The following is a 17657-nucleotide window of genomic DNA, read 5'->3' on the forward strand; positions in this document are numbered from 1 at the left end:
CAGGTCACCGGGGCGCGGGCAGCCGGAATGTCGCGCTCCCCCGACGGGGAGCGCCGTCGCACTCTCAGTGGCGCCCGGCTGATTCGGTCAACTCGTCGTACACGCTGAGCACTTGCGCGACCGTCTCGTCCTCCGTGGGCCAGCTCGCGGCCTGGGCCCGGCCCGCCGCGGCCAGCTCTCCCCTGCGTACGGGGTCGGCCAGCAGCGCGATCACCCGTGCGGCCAGCGCCTCCGCTTCCCCGTACGGCACGAGTTCAGCGGCGTCGCCCACCAGCTCGGGCACCCCACCGACCGCCGTGGCGACCAGTGGCACCCCCAGCCGCAGCGCTTCCTGCGCCAGCAGGGACCTGGCCTCCCAACGGCTGGACAGCACAGCGACATCGGCGGCGGCGAGCAGTTCAGCCACGTCCTCCCGGCTCCCGACGAGCCGGACGGCCAGGGCGTCGGCGGCGATACGGCTCTGCAGGGCGGCACGCTCCTCGCCCTCGCCCGCGATCACCAGCAGCGGTACCGGGTCGAGGTGCTGCCAGAGCCGGGCCGCGTCCAGCAGGGTCCCGTAGCCGTGGTGCGCGACAAGGCTGCCCACCGTCATCACCAGGGGCCGGTCCATCGCGCCCAGTTCCGCGCGCGCCTTGCTCTCGGGACCGCCGGCGCCCACTCGGGGTGCGGGGACAGCGACCGGCGCGAGCCGGGCGTCGCGCGCCCCCCGGCTGCGGGCTCTGTCGACCAGCTCGGACGACGTACCGAGGACAACTGCCGCCGCCCTGGCGCATCTTCGCTCCATCAGCCGCAGCATCCGGCCCCGCGCCCCTTCGGCGTGCGCCCGGGTGTGCCAGGTCACGACCAGGGGCCGCCGCAGCCCGCTGAGCGCCAACGAGGCCCGTACGGCGGCGTTCAGGCCGTGCGCGTGGACGACATCGGCCCGCAGGCAGGCGGCGCGCAGCGCGGCGATCGACGCCGGATCACCGCGCCGGGGTACGGGCACGACGCGCGCGCCGGCCTCGCTGAAGCCGTAGTCGCGCTCCAGCCCGGCGGGGGCGCACACGGTGACGTGCACCCCCCGGTCGACCAGGCCGCCGGTGATCGACCGGACATGTGCGCCGCTGCCGGCACTGCCCCCGCCCAGCACCTGGACGGCGCGGAGAGGTGAACGGCCGTACGGCGGGACCTGGGTGCTGCTCACTGACCGGAGCTCCTGAGTCGGCGTCGGACGGGTGTGTGCGCCCCAGGATGCCAGCCCGTACGCGGGTGCGGGCACGCTCCGGGAGGACGAGCCCCTGTGCCGCCACGTCAACGCGCCGGGGCTGTCACCCGCATGGGCGAGCTGCGGCTCAACAGGCTGCCGCGCGGCTCACCTTGTCACCGTACGCGGCGGCGGCGACGACCGCTGCCGCGTGGACGACGAGTCCGGCCCGTCCGTTGCCCGCGACGACAGCCACGCCGAGGGCCGCGCCGAGGGCGTGTGCCCCCGCGTCGCCGAGCATGGTCTGTTCGGCCAGGTCGTCGATGACGACCGCGGCGGCGGCGCCGAGCGGTGCGGCGGCGAGCGCGCCGGCCGGGCCGCGCCGCAGCAGGCCGGGCGCCGCGAGCGCCAGTACGGCGACGGCGGCCCGTCCCGGGCGCACATCCACCAGGTTGACGGCGTGGGCGGCGCCCGCGACGACCACGCCGGCCAGGATCCGGTCGGCGGGGCGCTCCTTGAGCAGTACGCCCGCGGCGAGACCCGCCGCACCGATACCCAGGAGCTTCACCGCACCGCTGGTGAGCTCGCCGCGGCTCAGCGCGCCGAGGTGGGCGCGGAAGCCGCGGCGCGGATCGCCCGCCCCCGCGGTGTCGTCGTACGCGCCACAGGCCCCTGCGGCGAGCACGGCCAGGGCTGCGGCCCCGCGGGTGCGGGGCGGGAGGGTCCCGGCGACGACGCCGAGCGCCGCACCGACGGTGGCGGCCGGACCGGCGCACAGCTCGACCGTGCGCCCGGCGTAGTTGGTGCGCTCCCAGCGCGCGGCGCCTCCCGGGAGCCTGCGGCGCAGCCCGGTCGCGGCGGCGCGGGTGGCGCCGTACGAGGCGAGGAGTGCGGTGGTCCTGGCGCCGTGTCTCGTCATGCGCCCCACCCTAGGCGGCGTACCGGAAGGGCCCAGGGGCAGCCCTGGACCGGCCGGTCCGGAGCCCCGCAGGACCTCCCTCCCGGCGGCTCCACCGGGGCGGCCAGTCGCCAGGCGGCGCCGGGCCGCGCCGGGCCGCGCTCCCCGCTCCGGCCGTTCCGCAGCCGGACCGCGCTCCCTGCCCCGGCTGTCGCTCAGCCGTCCGCGCGCGCCGTGGCCAGCAGCTCCTCGGCGTGCGCCCTGGCCGTCTCCGAGTCCTCCTGGCCCGCGAGCATCCGCGACAGCTCCCGCACCCGGTCCTCGCCCTCCAGGACCGTGACACCGCTGCTGGTCACCGAGCCGTCGTTGGTCTTCTCGACGAGCAGCTGACGGTCGGCGAACGCTGCCACCTGCGGCAGATGCGTCACCACCACCACCTGCGCGTTCCTGGCCAGCCTGGCGAGCCGCCGGCCCACCTCGACCGCCGCCTTGCCGCCCACTCCGGCGTCGACCTCGTCGAAGAGGTACGTCGGTACGGGGTCGGACCCCGCGAAGACGACCTCGACGGCGAGCATCACCCGGGAGAGCTCACCGCCGGACGCCCCCTTGGCGATGGGGCGGGCTGCCGCACCCGGATGCGGGGCGAGCAGCAGTTCCACCTCGTCGGCGCCGAGCGGGCCGCAGGCGACGGTCCGCCCGCCGACTTCCACTCCTTCGGGGTCATCGGTCTGCCGGACGTCGATCGTCACCCGTGCGTGCGGCATGGCGAGTGAGGCGAGTTCGGCGGTGACGGCTTCCGCGAACCGCTCGGCAGCCTCGGTCCGCGCGTCGGTGAGCGCCTGCGCGAGACCGGACAGCTCCGCGCGCAGCGCGTCGCGCTCCGCGGTCAGTTCGCCGATCCGCTCGTCGTCGCCCTCCAGCTCGCCGAGGCGGGCCGCGCTCTCCTCCGACCAGGCCAGCACGGCTGCGATGTCCTCGCCGTACTTCCGCGTCAGCTGGGTCAGCGCCGCCCTGCGCTCCTCCACGGCGGCGAGCCGCAGGGGGTCGGCGTCGAGGTCGTCCGCGTAACCGGCCAGCTCCCCCGACACGTCGGCGAGCAGGATGCCGATCTCACCGATCCGCTCGGCCAGCGCGGCCAGCGCGGGATCGTGGGTGCGCACCGCGTCGAGAGACCGCCCCGACCCGGCGACCAGTGTCGTCGCGTCGACGCTCTCGGGGTCCTCCGGGTTGCCGGCGAGCGCGGTGTGCGCGGCGGAAGCGGCGGAGGCGAGTGCTTCGGCGTGCCCCAGCCGTTCGGCCTCGGCTGCCAGTTCGGTGTCCTCGCCGGGCAGCGGCTCGACCGCGGCGATCTCGTCGAGCCCGAAGCGGAGCAGGTCCGCCTCCTGGGCCCGCTCACGCGCCTGGGTGGTCAGTTCGTCGAGCTCGGCGGCGACGGCGCGCAGCCTCCGGTAGGCGGCCGCGTACTCGGTGTGCGGGCCGGCCACCGCCTCACCGGCGTACCGGTCGAGGGCCTGGCGCTGTCTGGCCGGGCGCAGCAGCCCCTGCTGGTCGGTCTGTCCGTGGACGGCGACCAGTTCGTCGGCGATCTCGGCGAGCAGCCCGACCGGCACGGAACGCCCGCCGATGTGCGCCCGCGAGCGCCCTTCGGCGGAGACCGTCCGGCTGATGAGCAGCGCGCCCTCGTCGAGTTCGGCGCCGGCTTCCTCGGCCCGTACCGCGGCCGGCGCGCCAGGGGGCAGCACGATCCGCCCCTCGACCACCGCCGACTTGGCACCGAGCCGCACCAGGGCGGCGTCCGCGCGCCCGCCGAGCAGCAGCCCCAGGCTGGTCACGACCATGGTCTTGCCCGCGCCGGTCTCGCCCGTCACCGCCGTGAATCCGGGTGAGAGCTCCACCACAGCGTCGTCGATGACTCCGAGCGACCGTATCCGCATCTCCTCCAACACGCACATGACCATACGAGGTTTCCGGGGCCCCGTGCGACGCGGCCCGGCCGGCGCGGGCTCCGGCCGGCCCGTGCCGGAGGTCCGGCACGGGCCTGCGGAGCTCAGTGCGGCGCGCCGCGCCAGCCCGCCACGGGCAGCGCGAACTTGGCCACCAGGCGGTCGGTGAACGACGCGTGGTGCAGCCGCGCGAGCCGTACGGGCACGGCGCCCCTGCGTACCTCGACCCGCGCCCCAGCGGGCAGACCCACCGAGCGGCGCCCGTCGCACCACAGGACGCCGTGCGGGGTGTGCGGCTGTACCTCGACCGCGAGGATGGAGGTGGGCGAGGTCACCAGCGGCTTGGCGAAGAGGGCGTGTGCTCCGATGGGCACCATCAGCAGCGCCTCCACCTCCGGCCAGATCACCGGTCCGCCGGCCGAGAAGGCGTACGCGGTCGACCCGGTCGGGGTGGCGCAGACGACCCCGTCGCAGCCGAACCCGGTCACCGGACGGCCGTCGATCTCCAGGACGACCTCCAGCATCCGCTCGGGCTCGGTCTTCTGCACGGCGGCCTCGTTCAGCGCCCAGTCCCGGTGCACGATGTCGCCGTTGTTGTGCACGAGGACGTCGACGGTCATCCGCTCCTCGACCTCGTACGACCGGGTGACGACCCGGTCGACGACCTTGTCGAGGTCGTCGCGCTCGGCCTCGGCGAGGAAGCCGACCCGGCCGAGGTTGACGCCGAGCATCGGCACCCCGGACGCACGCGCGAACTCGGCGCCGCGCAGCAGCGTTCCGTCGCCGCCGAGCACGATCAGCAGCTCACAGCCGTCCAGGCAGGCGGGGGTCGCCTCGGCAACGAGTTCGACGGAGGGCGGCAGCGGCAGATCCGCCGCCTCCGCCACCAGGACACGGACCCGCAGGCCGTTCTTGAGGAGCCCCTCCACCACGCGCTCGGCGCTGCGGATGGCTGCGGGCCGCCCGGTATGGGCGAGCAGGAAGACCGTGCGGTCCACGGGGGGCGCCGTCGCCGGTTCCGCCGCCTGTTCCACTGCCGGCCCCGGTGCCACACCGGGTGTCACTCCCCACGCCGCCGGGTCAACTGCCGATGGTGCTGCTGCATCCGTCACTGCGGCCCCTCCGCCACTGCACGCTCCACGTCCGCCGGGTCGAGCGCGGGCGCGTCGGCCCGCAGCCACAGAAAGTACTCGACGTTCCCCGAGGGCCCGGGCAGCGGGCTGGCGGTGACGCCCCGCACGCCCAGGCCGAGCGCGGCGGCCTGCCCGGCCACCGTCCGCACGGTCTCCGCCCGCAGTTCCGGGCTGCGGACCACGCCTCCGCTGCCCAGCCGGTCCTTGCCGATCTCGAACTGCGGCTTGACCATCAGCACCAGGTCGGCGTCCGGTCCCGCGCACCGCACCAGGGCGGGCAGCACCAGCCCCAGCGCGATGAACGACAGGTCGCCGACGACGAGGTCCACGGGTGTGCCGCCGATCGCCTCCAGCGTCAACTCGCGTACGTTCGTACGGTCCTTGACGGTGACGCGGTCGTCGCTCTGCAGCGACCAGGCGAGCTGTCCGTAGCCGACGTCCACCGCGACCACCCGGGCGGCGCCCGCCCGCAGCAGGACGTCGGTGAAGCCGCCGGTGGATGCCCCCGCGTCCAGCGCCCGCCGCTCCGCGATCCGCAGTCCGAGCGGGCTGAAGGCCGCGAAGGCACCGGCGAGCTTGTGCCCTCCGCGCGAGACGTAGTCGGGGTCGGTGTCGTCCTTGCGTACGACAACGGCGGCGCTCGTCTCGACCTGAGTGGCCGCCTTGGTCGCGGTCGCGCCGCCGACGGTCACCCGCCCCGCCGCGATCAGCTGGCTCGCGTGCTCCCGCGAGCGGGCGAGACTCCGGCGGACCAGCTCGGCGTCGAGACGCCGGCGTGCCACTCCTGCCACGTTCGGTTCAGCTCCTGCTGTTGTGAGGGACGGGGCCACGGGCCGGGACCGGAGGTCCGGGCGGTGCGTCCAGCGCGTCCAGCGCCTCACGCAGCCCCCGGTGTACATCTTCGTACACCTCGACATGTCCGTCGGCAGCGAGGTGGCCGGCGTCGGCCAGCCGCTCCAGCACCCGGTCCACCCCGGCGTTCCCGGTGGGCGTGCGCACCACGCCCAGCGGCGCCGGGCCGTGGCCCGTCCCGTCCTGGCCGTCCGGGCTCCCGGCCTGCACCCCGGAGGGCTCCGGCATCGCGTCACTCATGCCCAGACGCTACCCCGAAGCGCTGCGGTACGGTCGATCACGATGGCGACGACAGAAGAGTGCCGCAGCGCCCTCGACAGGCTCTCGGACAACATGACAGAGGCGAACAGCCAGGTGCGCGGCGCTGCGGCGCTGGACCGCTCGCTGAGCTGCCACATCACCGACCTCGACACCACCTTCACCGGGCGTCTGGTGGACGGCCGGATCCAGGTGCTCGACACCGTCGAGGGCCCGCCGCCCGCGAAGGCGGAGATCCGGCTCGCGATGAAGGGCGACGATCTGGTGGCCCTGGTCGGCGGCGAGCTGAACTTCGCCAAGGCCTGGGGCTCGGGCCGGGTCAGGCTCGAAGCGGGCTTCCGCGATCTGCTGCGGCTCAGGACACTGCTGTAGCAGCGGTGCGCGCCCTGCGCCCCGCGGGCACCACCAGCGGTGTTCCTGTCTCGGGGTCGTCGATGATCTGGCAGCGCAGTCCGAAGACCTTCTCCACGAGCGCGGCCGTGACCACATCGGCGGGCGGCCCCTCTGCGACGATCGCGCCGTCCCGCATGGCGATGAGGTGCGTCGCGTAGCGCGCGGCGTGATTGAGGTCGTGCAGTACGGCCACCAGGGTGCGGCCCTGTGCCTCGTGGAGTTCGGCGCAGAGGTCGAGCACGTCGATCTGGTGCTGGATGTCGAGGAAGGTCGTCGGCTCGTCGAGCAGCAGCAGCGGGGTCTGCTGGGCGAGCGCCATCGCGATCCAGACGCGCTGGCGCTGGCCGCCCGAGAGCTCGTCCACATAGCGGTCGGCGAGCTCCCCGATCCGCGTCGACTCCATGGACTCCTTGACGATGCGCTCGTCCTCGGGCGACCACTGGCGCAGCAGGCCCTGGTGCGGGTAGCGGCCGCGGGCCACCAGGTCGGCGACGGTGATGCCGTCGGGGGCGATGGACGACTGCGGAAGCAGTCCCAGCGTCCTGGCGACCTTCTTGGCGGGCATCGAGCCGATCGCCTGACCGTCGAGGAGTACCCGCCCCTGTGAGGGCTTCAGCATTCTCGACAGGGCGCGCAGCAGCGTCGACTTGCCGCAGGCGTTGGGGCCGACGATGACGGTGAAGGAGTTGTCGGGGATCTCGACCGAGAGATTCTCGGCGATCGTCCGCTGCTCGTAGCCGAGGGTGACCGATTCGGCGGTGAGTCGCTGCATGGTCGTACTCCTGGTAGTCATCAGATCCGTCCTGCCTTGCGTTCGGAGACCAGCAGCCACAGCAGGTAACAGCCGCCGAGCACCCCGGTCACCACCCCCACCGGAAGCTGCCGGTCACCGAAGGCACGCTGGGCGATCCAGTCGGCGACGACCAGCAGGGCCGCGCCCATGAAGGCCGACGGGAGCAGGTTGGCGCCCGGGGAGCGGGTCAGCCGGCGGGCCAGCTGGGGGGCGCTGAGCGCGACGAAGGCGATCGGGCCGGCCGCGGCGGTGGCCACCGCGGTGAGCAGGACGGCGGCCAGCATCAGCACCAGCCTGGTCCGCTCGACCCGCACGCCCAGGGCGTACGCGGCGTCGTCGCCCATCTCCAGCATCCTGAGGTTGCGTCCGTAGCCCAGGACCAGCGGTATCAGGACCACGCAGGCGACCAGCAGCGGCCAGACCTGCGACCAGTCACGGCCGTCGAGCGAGCCGGTCATCCAGACGACGGCGCGGGTCGCGTCGACCAGATTGGCCTTGGTGAGCAGGTAGCTGTTGCAGGCGGTGAGCATGGCGGCCGCGCCGATGCCGACGAGCACCAGCCGGTAACCGTGCACCCCGCGCTTCCACGCCAGTACGTACACGGCGATGCCGGTGACCAGGCCGCCGGCGATGGCGCCGCCGGCCACAGCGGTCGCCCCGCCGTGGAAGAGCACGATCACGGACAGCGCGCCCACGCCGGCGCCCTGTCCGAAGCCGATCACGTCCGGACTTCCCAGCGGATTGCGGGAGATCGACTGGAAGACCGCGCCTCCGACGCCCAGCGCGGCCCCGACGAGGAGACCGACGAGCGCCCGGGGCAGCCGCAGGTCGTTGACGATGAACTCCTGGGCCGTGGTGCCTCCGCCCAGCAGGGTACGGATCACTTCCGCGGGCGCGATCGGGTAGTCACCGCTCCCGATGAGCACCACGCCGGCCGCCAGCGCGACGACGGCCAGCACGACGACGACCACGGTGGCCCTGACGTCGACCCGCAGGGAGAGCCCGCCCGGGGTCCGTATCGCATGGATCGCTTTCACAGCTGGGTCATCCTCCGGCGGCGTACGAGAAAGATGAAGACGGGACCGCCGATGAGAGCGGTCACGATGCCGACCTGGAGTTCGGCGGGCCGGGCCACGATCCTGCCGATGACATCGGTGCCCAGCAGCAGAACGGGCGAGAGGACCGCCGCGTACGGCAGCGTCCAGCGCATGTCGGGTCCTGTGATGGCCCGGACGATGTGCGGGACCATCAGCCCGATGAACACGATCGGCCCGCATGCCGCGGTCGCCGAACCGCAGAGCAGGGTGACGGCGATCATCGCGAGCACCCGGGTGCGCGTCAGATGCGCGCCGAGGGCCCTGGCCGTGTCGTCGCCCAGCGCCATGGCGTTGAGCGGCCGCCCGAGCAGCAGGGCGATCAGCAGGCCGGCCGCCACGAACGGCCACACGTCCGAGACGGTGCCCGACGTCGCCGAGGCCAGCGAACCGACGGTCCAGAAGCGCATGCGGTCGAGCGCGGCCGAGTCCAGGAGCTGTACGGCGTTGACGTAACCGAACAGCGCCGCGGTGACCGCGGTTCCGGCGAGCGCCAGACGTACCGGGGTGGCCCCCCGGCTTCCGCTCAGCACGTACACGAGCACCGAGACCACGGCAGCGCCCGCGAAGGCGAACCACACATAGCCCGTGAAGGAACTGACGCCGAGAAAGCTCATCGCGGAGACCACGGCGGCGGACGCCCCGGCGTTGACACCGAGGACGCCGGGCTCGGCGAGCGGATTACGGGTGAGCGCCTGCATCACGGCCCCGGCGACGCCGAGCGCGGCCCCGACCAGGAGCCCCAGCACGGTGCGCGGTATGCGCACATCCCGGATCAGGACGTCGTTGCCGCTGCCCGAGCCGTGCGCCAGGCCGTGCCACACGTCGCCGAGCGGCACGGCCTTGGCGCCCACGGCGATACTCGCGACGACGACCAGAAGCAGTACGGCGAGCGACAGCAGCAGCCCGGCGGCGCGCGCCGCGTTGCGCTTGGGGGGCGCGGGAGCTTGCTCCGCGCTCTGTCTGGAGGGACTGTCGACCAACACGTGGTTAGGTTAGCCTACCCTGGCAATTCCGTGCCGGGTGGGAGCCGGCCGGAAAGCCCCGCCGAACCGGCCCGCCCGACCCCGCGGCGCCCGGCCCCGCGGCGCACATCAGAGACCGACGCGCGAGAGCACCTTGCCCGTGTCGCGACCGTACGTACCGTCGCCCGCCTCTGTCCAGGCCGCGGCACACAGCGCCCGCAGCCCGTCCAGGCTCTCCCCCTCACCCTCGACGGCCAGCTCACCGTCCCGTACGGATGCGGTCCATCCGCCGCACCTGAACGTGCCGCCCTCTGCGGTCACTTCGGGCTGCCCGGTGAGCAACCCGCGCAGATCCGCGTCCACATAGGTCGGCCGGTGCTCCGGCGGCGCGGCCAGCAGCTGCGCCCCGTCCGTCACCCCGGTCAGGACCAGCAGCGAGTCCACCTCCCCGTTGAACGCGCCCTCGATGTCGGTGTCCAGCCGGTCCCCCACGACCAGCGGCCGCTCGGCGCCGGTGCGCAGCACGGTCTCCCGGTGCATCGGGGGCAGCGGCTTCCCGGCCACCTGCGGCTCCGCCCCGGTCGCGATCCGGACCACCTCGACCGCGGCGCCGTTTCCGGGGGCGATCCCCCGTGCACTGGGAATGGTCAGATCCGTATTGGAGACGAACCACGGCAGACCGCTGTTGATCGCGTATCCGGCCTCGGCGAACCGTGCCCAGGTCATGTCGGGGCCCCCGTATCCCTGGGCCACCGCAACCGGTGAGTCGTCGGCGGAGTCCACCGGTTCCAGGCCGCGTTCGCGCAGCGCGACCCGCAGCCCCTCCCCTCCGATGACCAGCACCCGGGATCCGGAGGGGACCTGATCGGCGATCAGCCGGGACACCGCCTGGGCCGACGTGATGACGTCGGCGGCCTCGGCGGGCACCCCCAGCTCGGTCAGGTGCGCGGCCACCGCGTCCGGGGGCCGCAGCGCGTTGTTGGTGACGTACGCGAGGTGCATCCCGCCGTCCCGCGCGGTCCCCAGCGACTCGACAGCGTGGCCGATCGCGGCGCCGCCCGCGTACACCACCCCGTCCAGGTCGAGCAAGGCTGTGTCGTACGTCTCACTCAGAGCCGTACTCATGCCGTCTGGGCTGGTCCTGGTCTGGCGGGTCATCGCACTCCTCGTTGGCTGTTCTTCTGTCGATCATCCCGTATGACGGATCCCCACATACCATGCACCAATGACTTCAAGTGGTCGGCATGCGGACAACGGACTGCGCCTTTTCCCTTTCCGCGGAGTGCGCTACGTACCCGAACGCGTCGGCAGCCTCGCGGCCGTCACGTCTCCCCCGTACGACGTCGTGGTCAGGCCGGACGGGTTGCTGCACCTGGAGTCTGCCGATCCGCACAACATCGTGAGGCTGATCCTGCCGCAGGCAGGCACCCCGGCCGCCCGCAACGAGAAGGCAGCGACGACCCTCGCCGACTGGCTCAGGGACGGCATCCTGGCCGCCGACCCCGAGGCCGCCCTCTATGTGTACGAGCAGAGCAGGGACGGCGTCCTCCAGCGCGGCCTGATCGGCGCGCTCGCCCTCTCCACCCCGGAGGAGGGCGTGGTCCTCCCGCACGAGGATGTGATGGCGGACATCGTCGATGACCGGGCGGCGCTGATGCGGACCACGGCCGTCAACTTCGAACCGCTTCTGCTGACGTACCGCAGCGACAACGCGGCGGAGGGAACCGCGGGCAGAGGGGGTGCGACTGCCCTCATCGAGCGGACGATAACCGGCCCGCCACTGCTCGCGACCGTCACCGAGGACGGCTTCAGCCACCGGCTGTGGGCGGTCACCGACCCCGCGGAGATCGCGGAGGCGCAGGATGACCTGGCCGACCGCCAGGCCCTGATCGCCGACGGGCACCACCGGTGGGCGACCTACCTCCGGCTGCGCGGTGAGCACCCCGGGCCCGGCCCGTGGGGGTACGGGCTGGTGCTCCTCATCGACACGGTCCGTTATCCGCTGCAGGTCCGGGCCATCCACCGGGTGCTGCGCCGGCTGCCGGTCGGGGAGGCGCTCACGGCGCTCGACGGCGCCTTCCGGATCCGCACGCTGGACACGCTGCCGCAAGGACTGGAAGCCCTCGCCGACGCTGCCGCCGCGGGCAACGCCTTCCTGCTCGCCGGGGACGGCAGGTTCCACCTCGTGGACCGTCCGGCGGAGGATCTGGTGGCCCGTACGGTTCCCACGGACCATCCCGGGGCGTGGCGGACCCTCGACGCGACCGTCCTGCACCACACACTCCTCGACAAGGTCTGGTCGGTCCCCGACGCACCCGAGCACATCGCGTACATCCATGCCACGGACGCGGCAGTCGAGCAGGCGGAACGCCTGGGCGGCACGGCTGTCCTGATGCATCCCGTACGCGAGGAGGTCGTCCGGGAGCTGGCCCGCGCAGGGGTCACGATGCCCCGCAAGTCGACCTCGTTCGGCCCGAAACCGGCGACCGGGCTCGTGCTGCGCAGCCTCGCCCTCGACTGAGCCTGCCGCGGGGGCCGCGTCGAACTCCGCGCCACGCGAGAAGGGCCGCACCCCGGCTTCCCGGGGTACGGCCCTTCTTCTTGTCCGGTGGACTGCTTCCCGGTTCACCGGATGCCCGGTCCGCCCGGCCGGGCGGACCCGCGGTCCGCACCGGCCCGGTGGGATCAGTCTCGGTCGTCGTCGGTGCTTTCGTCGCTCCGGCTCTGCTGCGGGGCACCGGCCGCGGGCTCGTCGGACGCATCGTCCGACTCGTCCTCGACGTCGACGAACTCGACGCCTTCCAGCTCGGCGAGCCGGTCCGAGGCGTCCGTCGAGCCGTCCTTGTCGGACTCGATGGTCTTCGCGAACCACTCGCGGGCCTCGTCCTCGCGTCCGGCCGCCAGCAGCGCGTCGGCGTACGCGTAGCGCAGCCGGGCGGTCCACGGCTGGACGGAGCTGGACGCGAGCTCCGGGCTCTGGAGCGTCACGATCGCCGCGTCGATCTGCCCCATGTCACGGCGCGCGCCGGCGGCGACCAGACGCATCTCGACCTGTCCGGCCTTGTCGAGCTTCTGGACCTCGGGCTCTCCGGCCATCGCCATCGCCCGCTCGGGCCGGCCAAGGCCGCGCTCGCAGTCGGCCATGACGGGCCAGAGGTCGACCGTGCCGGTCATCCGCTTCGTGGCACGGAATTCGGCAAGCGCCTCCGTGTACTTCTGCGTCGCATACGCGGCGAACCCGGCCGCCTCACGCACGGCGGCGACCCGCGAGGCCAGCCGCAGGGCGATCCGCGAGTACTCGTACGCCTCTTCGGGATCCTCGTCGATGAGCCGGGCGACCATCACCAGGTTCTTGGCGACATCCTCGGCGAGGGTCTTGGGCAGGCTCATCAGCTCCTGCCGTACGTCCTTGTCGATCTCCTGGCCGGTGACGTCCTCCGGAATGGGAAGCCGCTTGACCGGCTCGCGGTCCCGCTCGCGCTCATCACGCATACCGCCGCGGAACCCGCCGCGGTCACCACCGCGGTCGTCGCGCTGACCGCCGCGGTACCCTCCGCGGTCGCCGCCGGAGGGACGGCCACCACGGTCGTCACGGCGCTCGAAGCCACCACTGCTGGGACGGTCGTCACGGCGGAAACCGCCGCGCTCGTCGTCCCGGCGCGGAGCGCTGGACGAACGGTCGTCACGACCGCCGCGGTACCCGCCACGGTCACCACCAGAGGGACGGCCACCACGGTCGTCACGGCGCTCGAAGCCACCGCCGCCGCTGGGACGTCCACCACGATCGTCATCACGACGCGGACCACGGCTGTCATCACGACGGAACGACGACCGGTCATCACGGCTGTCATCACGACGGAAGGAAGGCCGGTCATCACGCCGGGCAAAGCCACCGCCACTGCCACCGGGACGCCCACCACGGTCATCATCGCGGCGCGGGCCACCCGACGGCCGGTCGTCACGACCGCCGCGGAATCCGCCACGGTCACCACCACGGTCGTCACGCTGACCGCCGCGGAAGCCGCCACGGTCACCACCGGAGGGACGGCCACCGCGGTCGTCGCGCTGACCGCCGCGGTACCCGCCACGGTCGCCGCCGGAGGGACGGCCGCCACGGTCGTCACGGCGCTCGAAGCCACCACTGCTGGGACGGTCGTCACGGCGGAAACCGCCGCGCTCGTCGTCCCGGCGCGGAGCGCTGGACGAACGGTCGTCACGACCGCCGCGGTACCCGCCACGGTCACCACCAGAGGGACGGCCACCACGGTCGTCACGGCGCTCGAAGCCGCCGCCACCGCTGGGACGTCCACCACGATCGTCATCACGACGCGGACCACGGCTGTCATCACGACGGAACGACGACCGGTCATCACGGCTGTCATCACGACGGAAGGAAGGCCGGTCATCACGCCGGGCAAAGCCACCGCCACTGCCACCGGGACGCCCACCACGGTCGCCTCCGGACGGACGGCCACCACGGTCGTCCCGCTGACCGCCGCGGAATCCACCGCCGCTGCCACCGGGACGTCCACCGCGGTCGTCATCACGGCGCGGGCCGCCGGAGGGACGGTCGTCACGACCGCCGCGGAAGCCACCGCCGGCGCCTGCCGGGCGTCCGCCACGGTCGTCACGGCGCGGGCCGCCGGCCGGACGGTCGTCCCGCCCACCGCGGAAACCGCCGCCGGCACCGCCGGTGCTGTTGCCACGACTGCCACCCCGGCTGTCGTCACGCCGGAAGCCGCCACGGTCGTTGTCCCGGCTCGGACCGCCGGATCGGTTGTCACGACCACCGCGGAATCCGCCCTGGTCACCGCCGTCCCGGCGACGCGGCTCGCGTTCCGGTCGGTCGTCGGGAGAGTTGGTGGACATGGGTGGGGCTCCTGTCTTCGGGTACCGCAGTCATTCTCACGCAATCGGTCATCCGACGCGCTTCGGGAAATAAAAAAAGGACCTTTGGTCCCAGCGTTGAACGCTGGGACCAAAGGTCCTTCAAAGATTGTTCGGCGGCGTCCTACTCTCCCACAGGGTCCCCCCTGCAGTACCATCGGCGCTGAAAGGCTTAGCTTCCGGGTTCGGAATGTAACCGGGCGTTTCCCTAACGCTATGACCACCGAAACCCTATTTGGGCTCTAGCGAACAAGCACACTCTTCAGTTAAGTAAGTGAAACAAGTTCCGCCGGCACGACCGTTCGTGGCCTGGGAACAACACAGTGGACGCGAGCAACTGAGGACAAGCCCTCGGCCTATTAGTACCAGTCAGCTCCACCCGTTACCGGGCTTCCACATCTGGCCTATCAACCCAGTCGTCTACTGGGAGCCTTAACCCCTCAAAGGGGGTGGGAATACTCATCTCGAAGCAGGCTTCCCGCTTAGATGCTTTCAGCGGTTATCCTTTCCGAACGTAGCCAACCAGCCATGCCCTTGGCAGGACAACTGGCACACCAGAGGTTCGTCCGTCCCGGTCCTCTCGTACTAGGGACAGCCCTTCTCAATATTCCTACGCGCGCAGAGGATAGGGACCGAACTGTCTCACGACGTTCTAAACCCAGCTCGCGTACCGCTTTAATGGGCGAACAGCCCAACCCTTGGGACCGACTCCAGCCCCAGGATGCGACGAGCCGACATCGAGGTGCCAAACCATCCCGTCGATATGGACTCTTGGGGAAGATCAGCCTGTTATCCCCGGGGTACCTTTTATCCGTTGAGCGACAGCGCTTCCACAAGCCACTGCCGGATCACTAGTCCCGACTTTCGTCCCTGCTCGACCCGTCGGTCTCACAGTCAAGCTCCCTTGTGCACTTACACTCAACACCTGATTGCCAACCAGGCTGAGGGAACCTTTGGGCGCCTCCGTTACTCTTTAGGAGGCAACCGCCCCAGTTAAACTACCCATCAGACACTGTCCCTGATCCGGATCACGGACCGAGGTTAGACATCCAGCACGACCAGAGTGGTATTTCAACGACGACTCCACAACCACTGGCGTGGCCGCTTCAAAGTCTCCCACCTATCCTACACAAGCCGAACCGAACACCAATATCAAACTGTAGTAAAGGTCCCGGGGTCTTTCCGTCCTTCTGCGCGAAACGAGCATCTTTACTCGTAGTGCAATTTCACCGGGCCTATGGTTGAGACAGTCGAGAAGTCGTTACGCCATTCGTGCAGGTCGGAACTTACCCGACAAGGAATTTCGCTACCTTAGGATGGTTATAGTTACCACCGCCGTTTACTGGCGCTTAAGTTCTCAGCTTCGCAACCCCGAAAGATCACTAACCGGTCCCCTTAACGTTCCAGCACCGGGCAGGCGTCAGTCCGTATACATCGCCTTACGGCTTCGCACGGACCTGTGTTTTTAGTAAACAGTCGCTTCTCGCTGGTCTCTGCGGCCACCCCCAGCTCACTGTGTAAAACAGATCACCAGGAATGGCCCCCCTTCTCCCGAAGTTACGGGGGCATTTTGCCGAGTTCCTTAACCATAGTTCACCCGAACGCCTCGGTATTCTCTACCTGACCACCTGAGTCGGTTTAGGGTACGGGCCGCCATGAAACTCGCTAGAGGCTTTTCTCGACAGCATAGGATCATCCACTTCACCACAATCGGCTCGGCATCAGGTCTCACCCCATGTGCCATCCGGATTTACCTGGATGACGGGCTACACCCTTACCCCGGGACAACCACCGCCCGGGCTGGACTACCTTCCTGCGTCACCCCATCGCTTACCTACTACCACCTTGGTTCAGCGGCTCCACCACTTCCCTTTGCCCGAAGGCTCCAGGACGGCTTCACGGCCTTAGCATCAGAGGATTCAGTATTGGGCGTTTCAAAGCGGGTACCGGAATATCAACCGGTTGTCCATCGACTACGCCTGTCGGCCTCGCCTTAGGTCCCGACTTACCCTGGGCAGATCAGCTTGACCCAGGAACCCTTAGTCAATCGGCGCACACGTTTCTCACGTGTGTATCGCTACTCATGCCTGCATTCTCACTCGTGAACCGTCCACAACTCGCTTCCGCGGCTGCTTCACCCGGCACACGACGCTCCCCTACCCATCCCAGCGGGCGTTGGCCCTATTGCTGAAATGACACGACTTCGGCGGTACGCTTGAGCCCCGCTACATTGTCGGCGCGGAATCACTTGACCAGTGAGCTATTACGCACTCTTTCAAGGATGGCTGCTTCTAAGCCAACCTCCTGGTTGTCTCTGCGACTCCACATCCTTTTCCACTTAGCGTACGCTTAGGGGCCTTAGTCGATGCTCTGGGCTGTTTCCCTCTCGACCATGGAGCTTATCCCCCACAGTCTCACTGCCGCGCTCTCACTTACCGGCATTCGGAGTTTGGCTAAGGTCAGTAACCCGGTAGGGCCCATCGCCTATCCAGTGCTCTACCTCCGGCAAGAAACACACGACGCTGCACCTAAATGCATTTCGGGGAGAACCAGCTATCACGGAGTTTGATTGGCCTTTCACCCCTAACCACAGGTCATCCCCCAGGTTTTCAACCCTGGTGGGTTCGGTCCTCCACGACCTCTTACAGCCGCTTCAACCTGCCCATGGCTAGATCACTCCGCTTCGGGTCTAGAGCGTGCAACTCAAACGCCCTATTAGGACTCGCTTTCGCTACGGCTTCCCCACACGGGTTAACCTCGCTACACACCGCTAACTCGCAGGCTCATTCTTCAAAAGGCACGCAGTCACGACCCACATTCCGAAGAATATGAGCGACGCTCCCACGGCTTGTAGGCACACGGTTTCAGGTACTATTTCACTCCGCTCCCGCGGTACTTTTCACCATTCCCTCACGGTACTATCCGCTATCGGTCACCAGGGAATATTTAGGCTTAGCGGGTGGTCCCGCCAGATTCACACGGGATTTCTCGGGCCCCGTGCTACTTGGGAGTCACACAAGCAAGCCGTTGATGTTTCAGCTACGGGGGTCTTACCCTCTACGCCGGACCTTTCGCATGTCCTTCGCCTACACCAACGGTTTCTGACTTGCCCAACAGCCGGCAGACTGTTGAAGTGCAATCCCACAACCCCGCATGCGCAACCCCTGCCGGGTATCACACACATACGGTTTGGCCTCATCCGGTTTCGCTCGCCACTACTCCCGGAATCACGGTTGTTTTCTCTTCCTGAGGGTACTG

The 17657-nt window shown here is 70.2% G+C and carries 13 protein-coding genes, 2 rRNA genes and 1 pseudogene (1 of these 16 only partly in view); 2 read left to right on the plus strand and 14 right to left on the minus strand.

Going from position 1 to position 17657, the window contains the following annotated elements; genetic code table 11:
- Positions 1–64: 64 nt before the first annotated feature.
- The 6 genes from OG917_RS07380 to OG917_RS07405 all read right to left on the minus strand — a co-directional run bounded on the left by OG917_RS07380 (position 65) and on the right by OG917_RS07405 (position 6249).
- Complete coding sequence (locus OG917_RS07380; RefSeq protein ID WP_328316734.1) at positions 65–1183, minus strand: glycosyltransferase family 4 protein; 1119 nt, start codon at positions 1181–1183, stop codon at positions 65–67.
- A gap of 148 nt (positions 1184–1331) precedes the next feature.
- On the minus strand, positions 1332–2102 hold the full coding sequence (locus OG917_RS07385) for a hypothetical protein (RefSeq protein ID WP_328316735.1): 771 nt from the start codon (positions 2100–2102) through the stop codon (positions 1332–1334).
- A 194-nt stretch (positions 2103–2296) separates the two neighbouring features.
- Positions 2297–4039 (minus strand): DNA repair protein RecN, encoded by a 1743-nt coding sequence (recN, locus tag OG917_RS07390; RefSeq protein ID WP_328316736.1) that lies wholly within the window; start codon positions 4037–4039, stop codon positions 2297–2299.
- Positions 4040–4128: 89 nt separating this feature from the next.
- Positions 4129–5022 (minus strand): NAD kinase, encoded by an 894-nt coding sequence (locus OG917_RS07395; RefSeq protein ID WP_443058919.1) that lies wholly within the window; start codon positions 5020–5022, stop codon positions 4129–4131.
- A 110-nt stretch (positions 5023–5132) separates the two neighbouring features.
- Positions 5133–5948 carry a TlyA family RNA methyltransferase gene (locus tag OG917_RS07400; protein ID WP_328316738.1) on the minus strand — a complete coding sequence of 272 codons (816 nt, stop codon included), beginning with the start codon at positions 5946–5948 and terminating at the stop codon, positions 5133–5135.
- A 7-nt stretch (positions 5949–5955) separates the two neighbouring features.
- Positions 5956–6249 carry a hypothetical protein gene (locus tag OG917_RS07405; protein WP_328316739.1) on the minus strand — a complete coding sequence of 98 codons (294 nt, stop codon included), beginning with the start codon at positions 6247–6249 and terminating at the stop codon, positions 5956–5958.
- 42 nt (positions 6250–6291) lie between these two features.
- Here OG917_RS07405 and OG917_RS07410 point away from each other — a divergent pair, with 42 nt between their 5' ends.
- The gene (locus tag OG917_RS07410; protein ID WP_328316740.1) at positions 6292–6639 is read left to right on the plus strand and encodes an SCP2 sterol-binding domain-containing protein; all 348 of its coding nucleotides are present in this window, start codon (positions 6292–6294) and stop codon (positions 6637–6639) included.
- Here OG917_RS07410 and OG917_RS07415 read toward each other — a convergent pair.
- From OG917_RS07415 to OG917_RS07430, 4 genes are all read right to left on the minus strand, one after another.
- On the minus strand, positions 6623–7432 hold the full coding sequence (locus OG917_RS07415) for an ABC transporter ATP-binding protein (protein ID WP_328316741.1): 810 nt from the start codon (positions 7430–7432) through the stop codon (positions 6623–6625). The two genes, OG917_RS07410 and OG917_RS07415, sit on opposite strands and share 17 nt — an antisense overlap.
- 20 nt (positions 7433–7452) lie before the next feature.
- Positions 7453–8490, minus strand: a complete 1038-nt coding sequence (locus OG917_RS07420; RefSeq protein WP_328316742.1) for a FecCD family ABC transporter permease — start codon at positions 8488–8490, stop codon at positions 7453–7455.
- Entirely contained in the window at positions 8487–9533 is a 1047-nt protein-coding gene (locus tag OG917_RS07425) for a FecCD family ABC transporter permease (RefSeq protein ID WP_328316743.1), read from the minus strand. Before OG917_RS07425 ends, OG917_RS07420 begins: the two co-directional genes overlap by 4 nt.
- 108 nt (positions 9534–9641) lie before the next feature.
- Complete coding sequence (locus OG917_RS07430) at positions 9642–10670, minus strand: HAD hydrolase-like protein (RefSeq protein WP_328316744.1); 1029 nt, start codon at positions 10668–10670, stop codon at positions 9642–9644.
- Positions 10671–10737: 67 nt separating this feature from the next.
- On the opposite strand from OG917_RS07430, the gene OG917_RS07435 reads away from it, so the two are divergent.
- Positions 10738–12033 (plus strand): DUF1015 domain-containing protein, encoded by a 1296-nt coding sequence (locus tag OG917_RS07435; protein ID WP_328316745.1) that lies wholly within the window; start codon positions 10738–10740, stop codon positions 12031–12033.
- A 164-nt stretch (positions 12034–12197) separates the two neighbouring features.
- Here the strand turns inward: OG917_RS07435 and OG917_RS07440 are convergent, their stop codons facing one another.
- The 4 genes and pseudogenes from OG917_RS07440 to OG917_RS07455 form a co-directional block, all read right to left on the minus strand.
- On the minus strand, positions 12198–13004 hold the full coding sequence (locus tag OG917_RS07440; RefSeq protein WP_328321714.1) for a tetratricopeptide repeat protein: 807 nt from the start codon (positions 13002–13004) through the stop codon (positions 12198–12200).
- A pseudogene (locus OG917_RS07445) lies at positions 12996–13544 on the minus strand (DEAD/DEAH box helicase); the annotation flags it as partial. The pseudogene OG917_RS07445 and the gene OG917_RS07440, both read right to left, overlap by 9 nt.
- 966 nt (positions 13545–14510) lie before the next feature.
- Positions 14511–14627: ribosomal RNA gene (gene rrf / locus OG917_RS07450) — 5S ribosomal RNA — on the minus strand.
- A 111-nt stretch (positions 14628–14738) separates the two neighbouring features.
- Positions 14739–17657, minus strand: a 23S ribosomal RNA gene (locus OG917_RS07455) (it continues 205 nt past the right edge of the window).

This window comes from Streptomyces sp. NBC_00388, from assembly GCF_036061255.1.
GTDB lineage: Bacteria > Actinomycetota > Actinomycetes > Streptomycetales > Streptomycetaceae > Streptomyces.